Below are 16050 nucleotides of genomic sequence, written 5' to 3'. Positions count from 1 at the left end.
GGCCATTCGGCGCAGGGCATTGCCAACCTGTCGCATGACGCACCCCGCCAGCGGCTTTTGTCGTTGACAGCGCGGCGCAAAACGGGATGGTCGCGGCCCGAGGGGCAGGTTCAGAACGAAAAGGGCCGCTTCCGAGGTCGCGATGGTAACTGACGAAGAACACGAAGCCGAGCTCCCGCTCGAAAGCCCCGGCGTGCTGCTGGCCCGCGCGCGCGAAGCTGCGGGCAAGACCCGCGCCCAGATCGCCGCGCAAACCCGGATTTCCGAACGCCAGATCGAGGCGATCGAGCAGGATCGCTTTGCCGACCTGCCCTCGCGAACCTATGCGATCGGCTTCTCGCGCACTTACGCCAAGGCCGTTGGCCTGGATGGCAATGCCATCACCGCGATGGTCCGCGACGAGCTGGGCCGCCAGCAACCGGAATATGTCAGCCGCCCGACCCAGGCTTTCGAGCCTGGCGATCCGGCCCGGCTGCCCGGCAGCCGCGTGGCCTGGTTTGCTGCTGCCGGCCTGGCGCTGGTGCTGCTGGCCGGTTTTGCCTTCTGGCCCAACCTGTTTGCACCGGGCGGATCGCTGCCCTCGTTGCTGCCGCGGGAAACCCCGGTCGCGGTCGCCAAGGCCAGCCCCGCGCCCGCACCGGTCGCAATGCCCGCCGATGGCCCGGTGGTGTTTACCGCCACGCGCGACAAGGTCTGGGTGCGCTTCGCCGATGCCCAGGGCCAGCAATTGCTGCAAAAGGAACTGGCACTGGGCGAAAGCTGGACCCTGCCGACCGGACTGCCCGGCGTGACGCTGACCACCGCGCGGCCCGATGGCCTGGCAATCACGGTGGGCGGGCGCGCCGTGGCGCCGCTTTCGGCCAGCCAGCAGCTGATGCGCGATGTCCCGGTAACCGGCGCCGCCCTGCTGGCACGGGGCAATGCCAGCCCGGCGGCGAGCGATGCCGCCGCTGCGGCCGCCACTGCCCTCCTCCCGGCCCGCCCTGCCGCCCGCCCGGCGGCGCAGCGCGCGGCGACGCCACTGGCCGCCCCGACCGAGGCCGTGCCGACCGCGGCCCCGGCAACGGAGCCGACTACAGCGCCTGCCACGACCACAAATGCCGGAACTGCGGATAGTTAGCCCTGGCCGCTCGACAGGTTAACACCCGCGATACTATGTTTCACATGCCTGCCAGCCATGCCCGGCGGGCTGACTGACTGGATGGGACTGACCCGATGAACCGATTTGCCGCCCTGCGCCGCCCCCTGCTGGCAGCCCTGGCCGTGGCGCTGGCCGCGCCGGTAATCGCGCAAAGCAACGCGACCGACCAGGGCGCCGAAACACGGATCCGCAAGCTGGAAGCCGAAGTCCGCGCCTTGCAGCGGCAGGTCTTCCCCGGCGGTGATGGCAAGTTCTTCCCCCCGCTGGCCCAGCCCGGCACCCCGACCGCCAGCCCCAGCGGCACGCCGGCCAGCAATCCCGTGTCCGACCTGCTGACCCGGGTCGATGCGATCGAGGCCCAGCTGGCGCGGCTGACCGCCCAGCAGGAAGAGAACAGCAACAAGCTGGCGCAGCTGGAAGCGCGGCTGACCGCGCTTGCCACCCCCAGCCCTGCTCCGGCCCCGGCCCCGGCTCCGGCTGCGAGCGTGGCGGCGACAACGCCCGCGGCAGCGGCCACTACGGCAGCCACCACGCCTGCATCCGCGCCGACCACCGGTGCGGCCACCGGCTCCAACCTGACCGCGATGACTGGCCCCGCGCCGCGCCCCACCGCAACCGCACCGGCCCCGCGCCCGACTGCGACGCCGACTGCGGCCAGCGGGCGTCCGGCTGCTCGCCCGGCCGCGCCTTCCGCCCAGCGCCTCGCCGCGGTCCGCGCGATCGAGAAGCCCAAGACCGACGACGCGGGTGACGACGAGTACAGCTATGGCTTCCGCCTGTGGGAGGCCAAGTTCTATCCCGAGGCACAGCAGCAGCTGATCCTGTTCCTCGACAAGTATCCGCGCCACGCGCGCCGCTCGTTTGCGCGCAACCTGCTCGGCCGCGCCTATCTCGACGATGGCAAGCCGGTCGAGGCGCAGAAGTGGTTCCTGGAAAACTACAAGGATCGCCAGTTCCGCGATCGCGCGGCGGATTCGGTCTTGTTCCTGGCCGAAGCGACCAAGCGCCAGAAGGACACCAACCGTGCTTGCATCGCGCTGGCCCAGTTCGTCGACGAGTTTCCACGCGAAGCCGCCGGCCGCCTGAAGACCCAGTACGATGCCACCCGCGCCGGGCTCAAGTGCGATTGATAGGGCGCTTTCGCCCGCTTTGATCGAAAGCTTCGCCGCCGCTCTGGCGCGGCTCTGGTCGGCTCATGCCGATCCCGCCGCACGCCTTGCGCTCGCCGTATCGGGCGGGCCCGACAGCCTGGCCCTGCTGCTGCTGGCCCAGGCCGCCCTGCCCGGCCGGATCGCGGCGGCGACGGTCGATCACGGCCTGCGCGCGGAAAGCGCGGCCGAGGCAGAGATGGTGGCGGCAATCTGCGCCGCGCTGGGCGTACCGCACCGCACGCTGAAGGTTCAGCTCGATCCGGGCAACGTTCAGGCCGAGGCTCGCGCCGCGCGCTATGCGGCGCTGGCCGGGTGGATGGCGGAAGAGGATCTTGCCGCCCTTGCCACCGCGCACCATGCCGACGATCAGGCCGAAACCCTGTTGCTGCGATTGAACCGGGCGAGCGGCGTTGCGGGCCTGGCCGGGGTGCGCGCGCTGGGCCCGGTGCCGGGCACGCGCCTGCCGCTGCTGCGCCCGCTGCTCGACTGGCGGCGGGCCGAGCTGGCCGAAGTAGTCCGCGCCGCCGGGCTGACCGCCGCCGAGGATCCCTCCAACACCGACGATCGCTTCGACCGCGCGCGGCTGCGCAAGGCGCTGGCCCAGGCCGACTGGATCGATGTCCCTGCGTTGGCCGCCAGCGCCGCGCACCTCGCCGATGCCGATACCGCGCTGGACTGGGCGGCCCGGCGCGAATGGGACGAGGCGGTGACGCGCGGGCCGATGGGGCTGACCTATCGCCCGCAGGCCCCGCGCGCGATTGCCATGCGCGTCCTTGCCCGGATCGTGCAGGAACTGGACGGGGCAGAGCCGCGCGGCAGCGCCGTGGCGCGGCTGTTCGACAGCCTGGTCGCACGCCAGCCGATGTCGGTCGGCAATCTTGTCGCCCGGGCCATGCCCGAAGGCTGGACCTTCACGAAGGCGCCAGCGCGAAAAGCCTAGGGCATCGCCGCCCGCAGCGCCGCGTCCCAGCCGCTGCGCCGCGCCGCGCCGGGTTCGGCACCGGGCAGGAACCGCTGGATCTCGCCGCGCATCGCCGCTGCCGCATCGCCCAGCGAGCTGTGCAGCCCAACGCCGACCGCCGCCAGCATCGCTGCGCCGAGCGCAGTGGTTTCCACGAAGTGCGGCCGCTCGACCGGGACCCGCAGCACGTCGGCCAGATCCTGCGCCATCCAGTCGTTCGCGCTCATCCCGCCGTCGATGCGGAGCGAAGTCCAGGCCGCGCCATCGGCGGCAAAGGCAGCGGCCAGGTCGGCCGTCTGCATCGCCATCGCTTCCAGCGCGGCGCGAGCCAGGTGCGCGCGGCTGGTCGAAAAGCTCATGCCGGTGATCACCGCGCGCGCATCCGGCTGCCAGTGCGGCGCGCCAAGGCCCGATAGCGCGGGCACGATCGTCACCCCGCCGCTGTCCGGCACCGAGCGGGCCAGTTCCTCGGTCTCGGGCGCGGAGGCAATGATTCCCAGACTGTCGCGCAGCCACTTGACCAGGCTGCCCGCGACAAAGACCGAGCCTTCCAGCGCATAGGACCGCTGTCCGCCGATCTGGCACAGCACCGTGCCGAGCAGGCGGTGGCCCGATCGCGGCACTTCGCCGCCCATGTTGGCCAGCACGAAGGCCCCGGTGCCGTAAGTCGCCTTGGTCTCGCCAGGGGAAAGGCAACCCTGGCCGATCGTGGCGCTCTGCTGGTCACCCACCAGCCCGGCAATCGGGATTGCCCCGCCGAACAGGTCGGGCGTGGTGGCGGCGAACCGCCCCGCGTTGTCGACCACTTCGGGCAAGGCGCCGCGCGGCACGCCGAGGAGGTCGCACAGGCCTTCATCCCAGCTCGCCCCGGCCAGCGGCAGCAGCAGGGTGCGGCTGGCATTGCTGGCATCGGTGACATGCGCCCCGCCCGACAGTTTCCACGTGAGCCAGGCTTCGACCGTTCCCAGCGCCAGGCGCCCGGCGGCCGCCGCTTCGGCCACGGCGGGCACATGGTCGATCAGCCAGCGCATCTTGGTGCCGGAGAAATAGGGATCGAGCAGCAGGCCGGTTGCCGCCTGGACCACCGGCTCCTGCCCGGCATCGCGCAGGGCTGCGCAGAATTCGGCGGTGCGGCGATCCTGCCAGACCAGCGCGTGGTGCAAGGGCTGGCCGGTGGCCTTGTCCCAGGCCACGACGGTTTCGCGCTGGTTGGTGATCCCGATTGCCGCCACCCGGCTGGCCCCGCCGGCGGCGCTCACCACTTCGCGGGCGCAGGCCAGGGTCTTGTCCCAGATCTCGCCCGCGTCGTGCTCGACCCAGCCGGGCTGGGGATAGTGCTGGGTCAGTTCCTGCTGGGCCACGCCCTTTAGCGCGCCTTCGGGCGTGAACAGCATGGCGCGGGTGGACGTGGTGCCCGCATCGAGAACGAGGATCAGGTCAGTCATGCTTGCCTTCTTGCCGTTCACATCGAGCGAAGTCGAGACACCATGCGCACCCGTATCTCGACTTTGCTCGACACAAACGCCTGTAGTTACCATATGGGTAGGCATGGATGCCCCGCCCAAACCCTGGCCCACTGGCCTGAGCGAGCAATGCGAACCGCTGGTGCGGCGCGTGCTGGCCCCCAATCCCTCGCCCTATACCTTCACCGGCACGCAGACCTATATCGTCGGCGCGGGGGATGAAGTGGCGGTGATCGATCCCGGCCCGGCGGACGGCAGCATCGGCAGCGAGCCCAGCCCGTTCAAGGGCGCGGATACCAATGGCGTCGGCCATGTCGAGGCGATCCTGGCGGCGGTCGGCACGGCCCGGATCACCGCGATCCTGTGCACCCACACCCACCGCGACCACTCTCCCGCCGCCGCCCCTTTGAAGGCGCTGACCGGCGCGGCCATCATCGGCTGCGCGCCCTTGGTGCTGAGCGACGATGGCCCGCGCGCCGACAGCGCCTTTGACCACAGCTATGCGCCCGACCGGGTGCTGAGCGATGGCGAGCGCATTTCCGGCCCCGACTGGACGATCGAGGCTGTCGCCACGCCGGGCCATACCAGCAACCACCTGTGCTATGGCCTGGTTGAAAGCGGGGCATTGTTCACCGGCGATCACGTGATGGCCTGGTCGACCAGCGTCGTCTCGCCCCCCGATGGTGACATGAGCGCCTATATGGCGAGCCTGCAAAAGCTTTATGACCGCGACGACAAGCGGCTTTACCCGGCCCATGGCCCTGCGGTGGACAAGCCGCGCCAGCTGGTGCGCGGCATGCTGGGCCACCGCCGCAGCCGCGAGGCGCAGATCCTCAAGCTGCTGGCCACCGGGCCGCAGCAGATCCCGGACATGGTTGCCGTGATGTACAAGGGGCTCGACCCCCGGCTCACCGGCGCGGCGGGCCGATCGGTGCTGGCGCATCTGGTTGACCTGGAGCGCCAGGGGCGGGTGGCCTGCCGCGACGAAATCTGGGCAGTCAGCGCCTAGCCGCGCCAGCAATCACCGCTTTCGTCCCAATCGAAACCATGGCAAGAGTCGGCCCAGTGGGTCGCGCCATGGGATGGGGAGAGCCAATGGCCACGACATTCGACCAGGGCGGCATGGCCGCGCGCGCCGAAGAGCGCTTTTTCTTCAAGATGGCCTGCCTGATGGGGGCGGTGATCGTGGCCGGGTTCAGCCTGCACCTGGCCATGGGGCGTAGCACCTTCGCCGTGCCGCTGATCTATCATGTCCACGGCGTGGTGTTCTTTGGCTGGGTCGCCCTGCTGGTCACGCAATCGGCATTGGTCGCGGGCGGCAATGTGGCGCTGCACCGGCGGCTCGGCTGGATCTCGGTGCTGTGGATTCCGCTGATGGTAGCGCTGGGCGTGGCCATTACGGTCACTTCGCTGCGGCGCACCGGCGGCCCATTCTTCTTCGATGCCAATGAATTCATGATCAGCAATCCGATCAGCATGATCACCTTTGCCGCGCTTTCGCTGGGCGCTGTGGCGATGCGCAAGCGGACTGACTGGCACCGGCGCCTGATGCTGGGTGGGATGGCGACGATCCTGGGCCCCGGCTTCGGGCGGATCCTGCCCGCACCGCTGTTCGGAGCCTGGGCCTGGGAGATCACCAACCTTGTCGGCCTGGTCTTCGTCGTGGCTGGAATACTGCGCGACAGAAAGCACCTGGGTCATGCCCACCCGGCCTGGTTCGTGGCGCTGTTGGCAGGGGTCGGCTCGCTCGCCCTGGGTGAGTTCCTGGCCTATACCGACTGGGGCATCGCGCTGACCGAGCAGATCATGGCCGGGCACCCCGGCGCGGCGCGGCCGATGCAGGCCTATGTCCCGTAATTGCGCGGCTTGATTAGCCCGGCCTAAAGGGCCATCTGGGACCCGCTTCGCAAAGGGACCCCCAGATGACCGCCCAGCCGACCAACCTTTCCGGAATCGACGTCCGCGCCGAGATCGAACGCCTGCGCAAGGAGCGCAACGCGGTGATCCTGGCGCATTACTACCAGAAGCCGGAAATCCAGGACCTGGCCGATTTCGTGGGCGATTCGCTGGAGCTGTCGAAAAAGGCGGCAGCCACCGATGCCGATGTGATCGCCTTCTGCGGGGTGAAGTTCATGGCCGACACGGCCAAGATCCTCTCCCCCGACAAGATCGTGATCCTGCCCGACCTGGACGCCGGGTGCAGCCTTGAGGACTCCTGCCCGCCGGAAAAGTTCAGGGCTTTCCGCGAGGCGCACCCCGATCACATCGCGCTGACCTACATCAACTGTTCGACCGAGGTGAAGGCGCTGTCGGACGTGATCGTCACCAGCTCCAGCGCCGAGACGATCCTCGCCCAGATCCCGCCCGAACAGAAGATCATCTTCGGGCCTGACCGGCACCTCGGCGGCTATCTCAACCGCAAGTTCGGGCGCGACATGCTGCTCTGGCCGGGGGTCTGCATCGTTCACGAGGCCTTCAGCGAGACCGAGCTCCTGAAGCTCAAGGCCCAGCACCCCGGGGCGCCGATCGCCGCGCACCCGGAATGCCCGCCGACCATCGTCGACCATGCCGACTATGTCGGCAGCACCAGCGGCATCCTGAACTTTGCCAAGACCTTCCCCGGCGATACCCTGATCGTCGCGACCGAGCCGCACATCATCCACCAGATGCAGCTGGCCCTGCCGAACAAGACCTTCATCGGCGCGCCGGGGGCGGACGGCAACTGCAACTGCAACATCTGCCCCTACATGGCGCTCAACACGCTCGAAAAGCTCTACGTTGCCCTGCGCGACCTGCAGCCGCGGATCGAGATCGAGGAAGGCTTGCGGCTGAGGGCAAAGAAGAGCCTCGATGCCATGCTGGCCATGGCCGGCGGCACCGTGGGCAAGGGCGACCTGGACCGGGCCTAGCGCCCGGTCTCGCTACCCTTCGATCCCCAGCATCCGCCGCGCCAGCGTAAGGTGCGGGCGGTCGATCATCCGGCGGTCGATCTGGAGCGTTCCGGCGTCCGGGCTGCCGGCAAAGGCGGCGACGATCGCGCGGGCTTCCTCCAGTTCGGCCTCGGTCGGGGTGAAGGCTTCGTTGATCACCGGCACCTGCGCCGGGTGGATTGCCAGCATCCCGGTAAAGCCATCGGCGCGGGCTTCCTCGGCGATCCGCTTCAGTCCCTTGGTATCGGCGAAATCGGCGTGGAGCGTGTCGATCGCGATCACCCCGCGGGCATGGGCCGTCAGCAGGGTCTGGGCGCGGACAAGGCGGAAGGCATCGGTCCAGCGGCCATCCTTGTCATACTTGCGGCTGGCGCCGATCGCGGCGGACAGGTCTTCCCCGCCCCAGGTCAATCCAGCGAGGCGCGGCAGCGGCGCGGAGGCATAGGCCGGGATCGAGATGGCCGCGGCCGCCGTTTCGCTGACCAGCGGCAGGATCTTGACCGATCCGGTGGCGAGGCCGCTGCGCTGTTCCAGTTCGTAAAGCTCGGCCCCCAGCGCCTGGACCGATTCCGGCCCGGCCGACTTGGGCAGCATGATCCCGTCCGGCGCACCGGGCAGCACGGCGACAAGGTCGTCGCGCCACATCCGGCTGTCGAGCGCGTTGATCCGCACCCAGCGGCCGAACTTGCGCTCGGCGACCTGATGACGGTGCGCACCCAGCCATTCCCGCGCCAGTTCGCGGGCGCGCGGCTTGTTGGCCGGGGCAACCGAATCCTCCAGGTCGACTATGATCACGTCGGCCCCGGTCGCGGCGGCCTTGCCCAGCTTCTTTTCGCTGTCACCGGGTACGAACAACCACGAACGCATCGCCATGCCGGGATCGCCTTTCCTTATGCCGCCGGCTCAAGCGCCGGGTAATCGATGTAGCCTTCCGGTCCCGGCAGGTACCAGCTTTGCGGAACCCGGACGTTGGGCGCCCATTCCACCCCATTGCGGATTCGCCAGGCGAGGTCCGGGTTGGAGATATAGGGGCGGCCAAAGCTGATCGCCTCGCAGGCCCTGCTGGCCACATCGTCCGCGGCCTGTTCAGCGGTATAGTCGCTGTTGAGCACCAGCGGACCCTTGAAGATCGTGCGCAGGTGCGCGCCCTGCTTGGGCACCTCGGTTGCGCCAAAGGTGCCGTCCGGCCCCGGCTGGCGCAGTTCGAGGAAGCCGACGCCGAGGTCCTGCAGCACCCGGGCCGCCGCGCCGAAGGTTTCGGCCGGGGTGGCATCGTCACAGCCCTGCGTTTCGCCATTGGGCGAAAGCCGGATCGAGACACGGCCGGCGCCCCACACGTCGATCAGCCGTTCCAGCACTTCGCGCATCAGCCGCACCCGGTTTTCCGCCGGGCCGCCATAGTCATCGTCGCGCAGGTTGGAGGAACTGCGGATGAACTGGTCAATCAGGTAGCCGTTGGCGCCGTGCAGCTGCACGCCATCGAACCCGGCGGCCTTGGCATTGGCGGCGGCCCGGCCATAATCGTCGACGATCCGCGCGATATCGTCCTTCGTTGCGGCGCGGGCCTGCTCATGCGGCTTGCGCCCGGTGGGGGTGTGGGCATGGTCCGGGGCCGTGGTGGCCGAGGCCGAGACCGGCGGATTGCCGCCCAGGAAATCGGGGTGGACCAGCCGGCCCATGTGCCACAGCTGCAGGATGATGCGGCCGCCAGCCTTGTGCACGGCCTCGGTCGTCAGCTTCCAGCCTTCGGTCTGCGCCTCGCTCCAGATGCCGGGCGCGGCGGGCCAGCCGAGGCCTTCGACGCTGATCCCGGTCGCTTCGGAAATGATCAGCCCAGCCCCGGCGCGCTGGCGGTAATATTCGGCCATCATCGCGTTGGGGATCGAACCCGGATCGGACCGACCACGGGTCAGCGGAGCCATCAGCACGCGATTGGGGCATTCGATCGCGCCAAGGCTGACCGGCTGGAACAGGGCTTCGTGCAAGGGATCCTCCACAGTGAACTGGCAGCAATTGTCTTTGCTTTCTTAACCGAGCGGCTAAGGCATCGGCATGACGAACGCAATGGCCAGCAATGGTACCGGTGGCGCACGCCCGATCCATTTCGCCGCGCTGCTGGGCGGCAATGCCGCCCTGGCGCTGGGGCCGCTGTGGGTGCGGCTGGCCGATACGGGGCCGGTTTCAGCCGGGTTCTGGCGGCTGGCGCTGGCCATCCCGTTCTTCGTCCTGCTGGCCCGGATGAACCGCCAGCCGCTGACCGGGATGTCGCGCGGCGTGCTGCTGGCGGTGCTGGCCGGCGGCGTGTTCTTCGCGCTGGACCTGTCGAGCTGGCACCTGGGGATCGAGCTGACCCGGCTGGGCAATGCCACGCTGTTCGGCAATTCGGGCTCGATCCTGATTGCCGCCTGGGGCCTGATCGCGCTGCGCCGCGCGCCGCGCATGCCTGAATGGCTGGCCTTTGCCGCTGCCATCGCCGGTTCTGCCATCCTGCTGGGCCGCAGCCTGGAGATCGACCGGACCACGCTGATCGGCGATCTGCTCTGCCTGCTGGCCGGGTTCCTCTACACCTTCTACATCCTGCTCGCCCAGCGCGGGCGGGCCGTGCTGGGCGGCTGGGCATTGCTGTTCTGGTCCAGCCTCATTGGCCTCCCGGTAATGGCAGGCTTTGCCCTGGCGCTGGGCGAGCCGTTCTGGCCGACCGACTGGACGCCGGTCATTGCCCTGGCCTTCACCAGCCAGCTGATCGGGCAGGGGCTGCTCGTCTATGCCCTGCGCCATTTCCCGCCGCTGGTGATCGGCCTGGCGCTGCTGACCCAGCCGACGATTGCCGTCGTGGTGGGCTGGCTATGGTTTGGCGAAGTCCTCGCCCTGCCCGACCTGATCGGCATGGCGCTGGTCGCCGCCGGGCTGGTGCTGGCCCGCAGCAGCGAACCACCCGCGCCGCGCGCCGCGGGCTGAAGCGGCTGTCCTACTTGCCGCGCATATGAGATGGGCAGGCCCGGGCCCCGCGCCCGGTCTTTCTCATCGTTGGCAGGCGCAGGCGAGATCCGGATTCACAGCCATGTCACCGGGGGTGGAGTTTTCGCACAGTACCCTGTCCACTGTGTCCACTCGTGCAGCAAACCCGTCCGTTACCTGAACGGCCCGGGGCGCTCATTCAGTCGGGGTGGTGGCCGGCGCCTCGGCTGCGGGCGCCTCGGCTGTGGGTGCGGCATCACTCGCCGCAGCGCTGGCTTCGGTCGCATCAGCCGCACCGGTGCTTTCCACCTTCGGCGCCAGCGGGGCCTGGCTGCGGACCGTATCGAGCGGCAGCATGGCATCGCTGACCGAACCCGGCAGGATTTCGCCCGCGGCGGTCCCCGCGCCTTCGTCCTTCTTGGCGCCCCCGCAGGCGGCGAGCATCAGGGCCAGGGAAAGCAGCGGAAAGGCGTGACGCATCACATGGTCTCCTGCGGCGGACAGGGCCGCTCCAACGCGGCGAGGAATTCGCCCGCGCGCTTCAGCAGGGCCTCGTCCCATGTCGGCATATCCACCGCATGGCCCAGCCGCGCAAGGCTGGTGACGCCGAATTCGTCGATCCCGCAGGGGACGATCCCGCCAAAGTGCGACAGGTCCGGGTTCAGGTTGACCGAAAAGCCGTGCATCGTCACCCAGCGGCGGATGCGGACACCGATCGCGCCAATCTTGGCCTCGCGCCCGTCGATGTCGCGGGTCCAGATGCCGATCCGGCCTTCGCTGCGCCAGGATTCGACCCCGAAATCGGCCAGCGTGGCGATCACCCAGCCCTCCATCGCGTGAACGAAGCCGCGCACGTCGCGCGCCCGGCGCTTCAGGTCGAGCAGGACATAGCCGACCCGCTGGCCCGGCCCGTGATAGGTATAGCGCCCGCCGCGCCCGGCCTCGACCACTTCGAAGCGCGGATCGAGCAGTTCGTCCGCCGCCGCGCTGGTTCCGGCGGTGTAGACCGGCGGATGCTCCAGCAGCCAGACCAGCTCGGGCGCGGTGCCGGCGGCGATCGCGGCATTGCGCTCGGTCATGAAATCGAGCGCCGCGCGATAGGGCACCTGCGCTTCATCGCGCCGCCATTCGATGGCTGGATCAAGACCGGGAATCATGGCACGTTGCGTGGCGGCAATTGCTGTGGTTATCAAGGGGCTTGCACAGGGGCGTGACCGGTTCGGCAGCCACCTGACACAGGGGAGACTTGCCGATGCGGTTCGACAGCAATCGTGCCTGGACCGAAGCCACCGAGATCGTGCGGGCCAATCGCGCGGTCCTGTGGGCTGTGGCCGGGGTGTTCCTGGCCCTGCCGGTCTTTGCAATCACCCTGCTCGCACCCCCGCCCGAAGTGCCGGAGGGCGCCGATCCGCGCGCGCTGATGGACCTGATGGGGGCCTATTACACCCAGGCCGCGCCCTGGTTCCTCGCCATGGCGGTGTGCCAGCTGATCGGCACCCTGACCATGCTGGCGCTGTTCACCGATCGCACCCGGCCGACCGTGGCCGAAGCGTTGCAGCGGGGCGTGAAGGGGCTTTTGCCCACGATCCTGGCGCAGATCCTGGCCGGGTTTGCCTTCTTCCTGGCGGCGATGCTCCTGATTGGCCCGGCCAGCCTGGCCGGACCGGCGGCAACGGTGGTGGCCGTGGTGCTGGCGATGATGGGCTTTGCCTATGGGGTCACGCGGATCTCGATGGTGGCACCGGTGGTGATGGTCGAGGGACAGCGCAACCCGCTGGCCGCCCTGACCCGGTCCTGGCGGCTGACCGAAGGCAACGCCGGTCGGCTGCTGCTCTTCTATGCCCTGCTGTTCGTGGGTTTCTGGATCACGGTCCTGCTGCTGGGCGGGCTGGCCGACCTGGGGCTGCGGCTCATCCTGGGCGAACAGGTCGGCGCCCCGCTAGGGGCCTTCGTGGCCGCGGCGCTACAGGCGGTGATGACGATCTATTTCACTGCGGTCTACGCCGCGACCCATCGCCAGCTGGCCGGTCCATCGGCCAGCACCGAGGCAAGCACTTTCGAATAGGCTTCAAGGTCGGGGTCGGAACCTCCGGCCCCGCAACACCGGGGGGAGGACAAGCACATGCAGAAGTTCAGCGTCGGACAGGCCCTGTCCACCGCGTTCGAGATCTTCAAGGCGCGATTCGTGCCGATGGCGATCCTGACCGTGATCTATTACGCGATCCTGTTCGCGATCATGGGCACGGTCGGCATGGCCATGATCGGGTCGATGGCGATGGGCGGCGGAGACCCAATCTCCTCGGGCGCGGGCGCGCTGGGCGGGATGATCCTGCTTTACCTGGCGATCTACGCGATCAATTTCTGGCAGCAGGCGGCGATGTGCCGCCTCACCTCCGATCGCCACGAACCGTCGGTCGGGGCGGCGATGACCGCCGGGCTCGGAGCGATCCTGCCGCTGTTCGGGGTGCTGGTGCTGGTACTGGTGGCGGGCTTCGTCGTCGCGCTGGTGTTCGGCATCGCCATTGGCGGAGCGGCGATGGGCACCCAATCATCGGCTGTAGGCGTGATCGCCGGCTTGGCGATGCTGGCGGGCGTGATCTACCTGGCCCTGCGCCTGTCGATGACCCTGCCGGCCATCGCGATCGAGGATCACCGCAACCCGATTACCGCACTGCGCCGGTCATGGGACATGACCCGCGGCCACGTGCTGCGCCTGCTGGCCCTGTTCGTGATCGTTGGCGTGGTGATGGGCCTGGTTGGCTTCACTGTCCTGTCTGCAACCGCAGGCGGGATGATGGCCAGCATGGCGGCCGGCGGCGGCGCACCGGGCGCGGTGCCAAGCATGGCGGCGATGGGTTCGCTCTTCGTGGCGATGGTGCTGTTCGGGCTGACCCTGGGCATCTTCCTGATGGCCCTGATTGGCGCGATCCATCGCCAGCTCAGCGGGGAATCGGTGGCCGAGGTCGAAGCCACTTTCGCCTGATGAGGCGCCGGGGCGGCCGCGCGCCGCCCCGCGCTCAATCTTTCCAGCCCCAGAACAGCTTGCAGGGCAGGACGTTGAGCGGTTCGAAATCCTGGTCGATCCGGGTGAAGTGCCGGGCCATATAGTCGCGCGCCCGGGCGCTGAACTGATAGACCAGGAAAGCCCCGCCCGGCCGCAGCACCCGGTGCGTGGCCGCCGCAATCGCTGGGCCGACTCCATCGGGCAGGGTCGAAAACGGCAGGCCCGACAGGACATAGTCGGCATGATCGAAGCCGTGGGCGCGGACGATCTCTTCGACATCGGCGGCCGAGCCCAGCACCGGGATGAACCGGCTGTCGGTGATCGTGGTCTTGAGGTAATCGATATAGAGCGGGTTGGTATCGATCACGATCAACCGCCCGTCGCGCGGCAGGCGCTGCAACACCGGGCGGCAGAAGGTGCCAACCCCGGGGCCATATTCGACGAACAGACGGCATTCATCCCACTTCACCGGCTTCAGCATCCGCTGGATCGTGAAACGCGATGACGGGATGATCGAACCAACCATCACGGGGTGTTCGATGAAGCCCTGCAGGAACACCCCCCACGGACCAAGCGCACGCTTGATTCGACGCCTGATTCGGGCCGGGAGCGGCTCGCGGGCAAGCTCGGGGGAAGTCATGCGGGGGATGCGATCCTGTGTTATCGGGATACAACGCTGCCTTTCACAAATTTATCGGCCCATTGCAAGGCGGTTGCGACGGACCTAGGGGCTGGTTTCATGTCGCAACCCGATCCGCCCGCGACCAGCCCGGTCACCGCCACTCTGCCGCGTGCGCGCGTGGCCTTGCTCTTCACGGTGATGCTGGTGACGGCTGCGGGCAATACGGCGATGCAATCGGTCATGCCCTCGATCGGCACCGCGCTGAAGGTCGAGGATTTCTGGATCAGCCTGGCCTACACCTGGTCGGCGTTGCTGTGGATGCTGTGCGCCCCGTTCTGGGCGCGGCGCAGCGACCGGCGCGGCCGCAAGGCGATGATGGCGCTGGGGCTGATGGGCTTCATCACCAGCTTTGGGCTGTGCGGGGTGGCGCTGTGGCTGGGCCTGCACGGCTATCTTGGCGCGCTGGCAACGCTGTTGCTGTTTGCCGCCTGCCGCTCGCTTTATGGCGGGTTCGGATCGGCCGCGCCGCCGGCGGTCCAGGCCTATGTCGCGAGCCGGACCAGCCGGGCCGAGCGGACTCGGTCGCTCTCGCTGATCTCGTCCAGCTTTGGCCTGGGTACCGTGCTGGGTCCGGCGCTTGCCCCGCTATTGATCCTGCCCGGCCTCGGCCTGGTCAGCCCCTTTTTCGCCTTCACCCTGATTGCGGTGGTGGTGCTGGTGGCACTGCGCTGGCGCCTGCCAGACGATGCCCCGGCCTATGCCGCGCGCGGCGACGTGATGGCCGCACCCTTCAGTGCCAATTCGGACTCGCGGCTGCGCGACGAAGCGGACGATAACGGCGAGGCGAGCGCCTTGCCATCAAAGGTGCCTGACCTGAAATGGACCGATCCGCGCCTGCGGCCCTGGCTGCTGGCCGGCCTGCTGGGTGGCCATGCCCAGGCCATGGTCATGGGGATCGTCGGCTTCCTGGTGCTTGACCGGTTGGGCCTGCGCGCCACCCCGATGGAGGGGGCCGGGCCAACCGGCCTGGTGCTGATGGCCGGGGCAACCGCCACCCTGCTGGCGCAATGGGGTATCATCCCGCTGTGGAAGCTGGGGCCGCGCGCCTCCAGCCTGTGGGGTGTGGCGCTGGCCGCAGTCGGCGTGGCGCTGCTGGCCGTGGCGGGGGACCTGCACGCCATCACGATTGGCACGGCAATCGCTTGCCTGGGCTTCGGCCTGTTCCGGCCAGGCTTTACCGCCGGAACCTCGCTGGCCGTGAGCCGGGCGGAACAGGGGCAATCGGCCGGGATCGTCGCCTCGGTCAACGGTGCGGCCTATATCGTCGCTCCGGCGGTCGGGGTCTGGCTCTATGGCCATTCCTCGTGGATCGGCTTCGCCGTGATCGAGCTGTTGTGCCTGGCCGTGCTGGTCGTGGGCTTCAAGGGCATGGCCAGCGACGAGGACCTTGAGGGACGCCGCCAGGCAGGAAGCTAGAGGATTTCCCGCACCTTGTCCTGCGGGCGGCAGAGCCTGACGCCCTTTTCGGTTTCCACCAGCGGCCGTTCGATCAGTTTCGGCTCGGCCGCCATGGCCGCCAGCACAGTGGCATCGTCAGCCTGGGGCAAGCCCCGCTCTTCGGCATCGGCGCCCCGCAGGCGCAGCCCCTGCTGCGGGGTCAGTCCGGCGGTGCGATAAAGCCGGGCCAGTTGGTCGGCACTCGGCGGATCGACGAGGTATTCGATCACGGTTAGGTCTATCCCGGGGGTTTCCTGCAGGATCGCCAGGGTCTTGCGCGAGGTGCCGCAAGCCGGGTTGTGCCAGATCGTTGCCTTCATCGT

At 68.7% G+C, this 16050-nt stretch carries 17 protein-coding genes; 10 read left to right on the top strand and 7 right to left on the bottom strand.

Going from position 1 to position 16050, the window contains the following annotated elements:
• The first annotated feature begins 142 nt into the window (after positions 1-142).
• From O9281_RS06950 to tilS, 3 genes are all read left to right on the top strand, one after another.
• Positions 143-1120: a helix-turn-helix domain-containing protein gene (locus tag O9281_RS06950; protein ID WP_298184065.1), complete on the top strand. Its 978-nt coding sequence runs from the start codon at positions 143-145 to the stop codon at positions 1118-1120.
• Positions 1121-1215: 95 nt separating this feature from the next.
• Positions 1216-2271 (top strand): hypothetical protein, encoded by a 1056-nt coding sequence (locus tag O9281_RS06945; RefSeq protein ID WP_298184064.1) that lies wholly within the window; start codon positions 1216-1218, stop codon positions 2269-2271.
• A gap of 19 nt (positions 2272-2290) precedes the next feature.
• The gene (gene tilS, locus O9281_RS06940; RefSeq protein WP_298184063.1) at positions 2291-3232 is read left to right on the top strand and encodes a tRNA lysidine(34) synthetase TilS; all 942 of its coding nucleotides are present in this window, start codon (positions 2291-2293) and stop codon (positions 3230-3232) included.
• On the opposite strand, the gene glpK is transcribed toward tilS, so the two are convergent.
• Positions 3229-4698 carry a glycerol kinase GlpK gene (gene glpK, locus O9281_RS06935; protein ID WP_298184062.1) on the bottom strand — a complete coding sequence of 490 codons (1470 nt, stop codon included), beginning with the start codon at positions 4696-4698 and terminating at the stop codon, positions 3229-3231. The two genes, tilS and glpK, sit on opposite strands and share 4 nt — an antisense overlap.
• A gap of 103 nt (positions 4699-4801) precedes the next feature.
• Between glpK and O9281_RS06930 the strand changes: the two genes are divergently transcribed.
• From O9281_RS06930 to nadA, 3 genes are all read left to right on the top strand, one after another.
• Positions 4802-5725, top strand: coding sequence for an MBL fold metallo-hydrolase (locus O9281_RS06930; RefSeq protein WP_298184061.1), 924 nt, complete (start codon positions 4802-4804; stop codon positions 5723-5725).
• A gap of 86 nt (positions 5726-5811) precedes the next feature.
• Positions 5812-6573: a hypothetical protein gene (locus O9281_RS06925; RefSeq protein ID WP_298184059.1), complete on the top strand. Its 762-nt coding sequence runs from the start codon at positions 5812-5814 to the stop codon at positions 6571-6573.
• Positions 6574-6638: 65 nt separating this feature from the next.
• Positions 6639-7625, top strand: a complete 987-nt coding sequence (nadA, locus tag O9281_RS06920; RefSeq protein WP_298184058.1) for a quinolinate synthase NadA — start codon at positions 6639-6641, stop codon at positions 7623-7625.
• 12 nt (positions 7626-7637) lie between these two features.
• Here nadA and O9281_RS06915 read toward each other — a convergent pair whose 3' ends face one another.
• On the bottom strand, positions 7638-8519 hold the full coding sequence (locus tag O9281_RS06915; protein ID WP_298184057.1) for a CoA ester lyase: 882 nt from the start codon (positions 8517-8519) through the stop codon (positions 7638-7640).
• A 17-nt stretch (positions 8520-8536) separates the two neighbouring features.
• Entirely contained in the window at positions 8537-9631 is a 1095-nt protein-coding gene (locus O9281_RS06910) for an alkene reductase (RefSeq protein ID WP_298184056.1), read from the bottom strand.
• 67 nt (positions 9632-9698) lie between these two features.
• On the opposite strand from O9281_RS06910, the gene O9281_RS06905 reads away from it, so the two are divergent.
• A complete protein-coding gene (locus O9281_RS06905) occupies positions 9699-10604 on the top strand; it encodes a DMT family transporter (RefSeq protein ID WP_298184055.1) in 906 nt (301 codons plus the stop codon).
• 195 nt (positions 10605-10799) lie between these two features.
• Here O9281_RS06905 and O9281_RS06900 read toward each other — a convergent pair whose 3' ends face one another.
• On the bottom strand, positions 10800-11084 hold the full coding sequence (locus O9281_RS06900) for a hypothetical protein (protein ID WP_298184053.1): 285 nt from the start codon (positions 11082-11084) through the stop codon (positions 10800-10802).
• Positions 11084-11761, bottom strand: a complete 678-nt coding sequence (gene lipB, locus O9281_RS06895; RefSeq protein ID WP_298184050.1) for a lipoyl(octanoyl) transferase LipB — start codon at positions 11759-11761, stop codon at positions 11084-11086. Before lipB ends, O9281_RS06900 begins: the two co-directional genes overlap by 1 nt.
• Positions 11762-11856: 95 nt before the next feature.
• On the opposite strand from lipB, the gene O9281_RS06890 reads away from it, so the two are divergent.
• Both O9281_RS06890 and O9281_RS06885 read left to right on the top strand, forming a co-directional pair.
• Positions 11857-12669: a hypothetical protein gene (locus O9281_RS06890; protein ID WP_298184048.1), complete on the top strand. Its 813-nt coding sequence runs from the start codon at positions 11857-11859 to the stop codon at positions 12667-12669.
• A gap of 57 nt (positions 12670-12726) precedes the next feature.
• Positions 12727-13587, top strand: coding sequence for a glycerophosphoryl diester phosphodiesterase membrane domain-containing protein (locus O9281_RS06885; protein ID WP_298184047.1), 861 nt, complete (start codon positions 12727-12729; stop codon positions 13585-13587).
• A 34-nt stretch (positions 13588-13621) separates the two neighbouring features.
• Here O9281_RS06885 and O9281_RS06880 read toward each other — a convergent pair whose 3' ends face one another.
• A complete protein-coding gene (locus O9281_RS06880; RefSeq protein ID WP_298184045.1) occupies positions 13622-14248 on the bottom strand; it encodes a methyltransferase domain-containing protein in 627 nt (208 codons plus the stop codon).
• A gap of 99 nt (positions 14249-14347) precedes the next feature.
• Between O9281_RS06880 and O9281_RS06875 the strand changes: the two genes are divergently transcribed.
• Positions 14348-15706, top strand: coding sequence for an MFS transporter (locus O9281_RS06875; protein ID WP_298184043.1), 1359 nt, complete (start codon positions 14348-14350; stop codon positions 15704-15706).
• Here the strand turns inward: O9281_RS06875 and O9281_RS06870 are convergent.
• A complete protein-coding gene (locus tag O9281_RS06870) occupies positions 15703-16047 on the bottom strand; it encodes an arsenate reductase family protein (RefSeq protein WP_298184041.1) in 345 nt (114 codons plus the stop codon). The genes O9281_RS06875 and O9281_RS06870 overlap by 4 nt on opposite strands.
• Positions 16048-16050: the final 3 nt, after the last annotated feature.

Source organism: Novosphingobium sp. (genome assembly GCF_027531025.1).
In the GTDB taxonomy this organism is placed as follows: domain Bacteria; phylum Pseudomonadota; class Alphaproteobacteria; order Sphingomonadales; family Sphingomonadaceae; genus Novosphingobium.
This window is presented reverse-complemented; position numbering and strand designations above follow the sequence as displayed.

Coding starts and splice junctions, on each gene's coding strand:
- nadA (WP_298184058.1), top strand. CDS start 6,639: ATGACCGCCCAGCCGACCAACCTTTCCGGAATCGACGTCCGCGCCGAG.
- O9281_RS06905 (WP_298184055.1), top strand. CDS start 9,699: ATGACGAACGCAATGGCCAGCAATGGTACCGGTGGCGCACGCCCGATC.
- O9281_RS06930 (WP_298184061.1), top strand. CDS start 4,802: ATGGATGCCCCGCCCAAACCCTGGCCCACTGGCCTGAGCGAGCAATGC.
- O9281_RS06890 (WP_298184048.1), top strand. CDS start 11,857: ATGCGGTTCGACAGCAATCGTGCCTGGACCGAAGCCACCGAGATCGTG.
- O9281_RS06880 (WP_298184045.1), bottom strand. CDS start 14,248: ATGACTTCCCCCGAGCTTGCCCGCGAGCCGCTCCCGGCCCGAATCAGG.
- O9281_RS06915 (WP_298184057.1), bottom strand. CDS start 8,519: ATGGCGATGCGTTCGTGGTTGTTCGTACCCGGTGACAGCGAAAAGAAG.
- O9281_RS06900 (WP_298184053.1), bottom strand. CDS start 11,084: ATGCGTCACGCCTTTCCGCTGCTTTCCCTGGCCCTGATGCTCGCCGCC.
- O9281_RS06945 (WP_298184064.1), top strand. CDS start 1,216: ATGAACCGATTTGCCGCCCTGCGCCGCCCCCTGCTGGCAGCCCTGGCC.
- O9281_RS06870 (WP_298184041.1), bottom strand. CDS start 16,047: ATGAAGGCAACGATCTGGCACAACCCGGCTTGCGGCACCTCGCGCAAG.
- O9281_RS06925 (WP_298184059.1), top strand. CDS start 5,812: ATGGCCACGACATTCGACCAGGGCGGCATGGCCGCGCGCGCCGAAGAG.
- O9281_RS06885 (WP_298184047.1), top strand. CDS start 12,727: ATGCAGAAGTTCAGCGTCGGACAGGCCCTGTCCACCGCGTTCGAGATC.
- O9281_RS06950 (WP_298184065.1), top strand. CDS start 143: ATGGTAACTGACGAAGAACACGAAGCCGAGCTCCCGCTCGAAAGCCCC.
- lipB (WP_298184050.1), bottom strand. CDS start 11,761: ATGATTCCCGGTCTTGATCCAGCCATCGAATGGCGGCGCGATGAAGCG.
- glpK (WP_298184062.1), bottom strand. CDS start 4,698: ATGACTGACCTGATCCTCGTTCTCGATGCGGGCACCACGTCCACCCGC.
- O9281_RS06875 (WP_298184043.1), top strand. CDS start 14,348: ATGTCGCAACCCGATCCGCCCGCGACCAGCCCGGTCACCGCCACTCTG.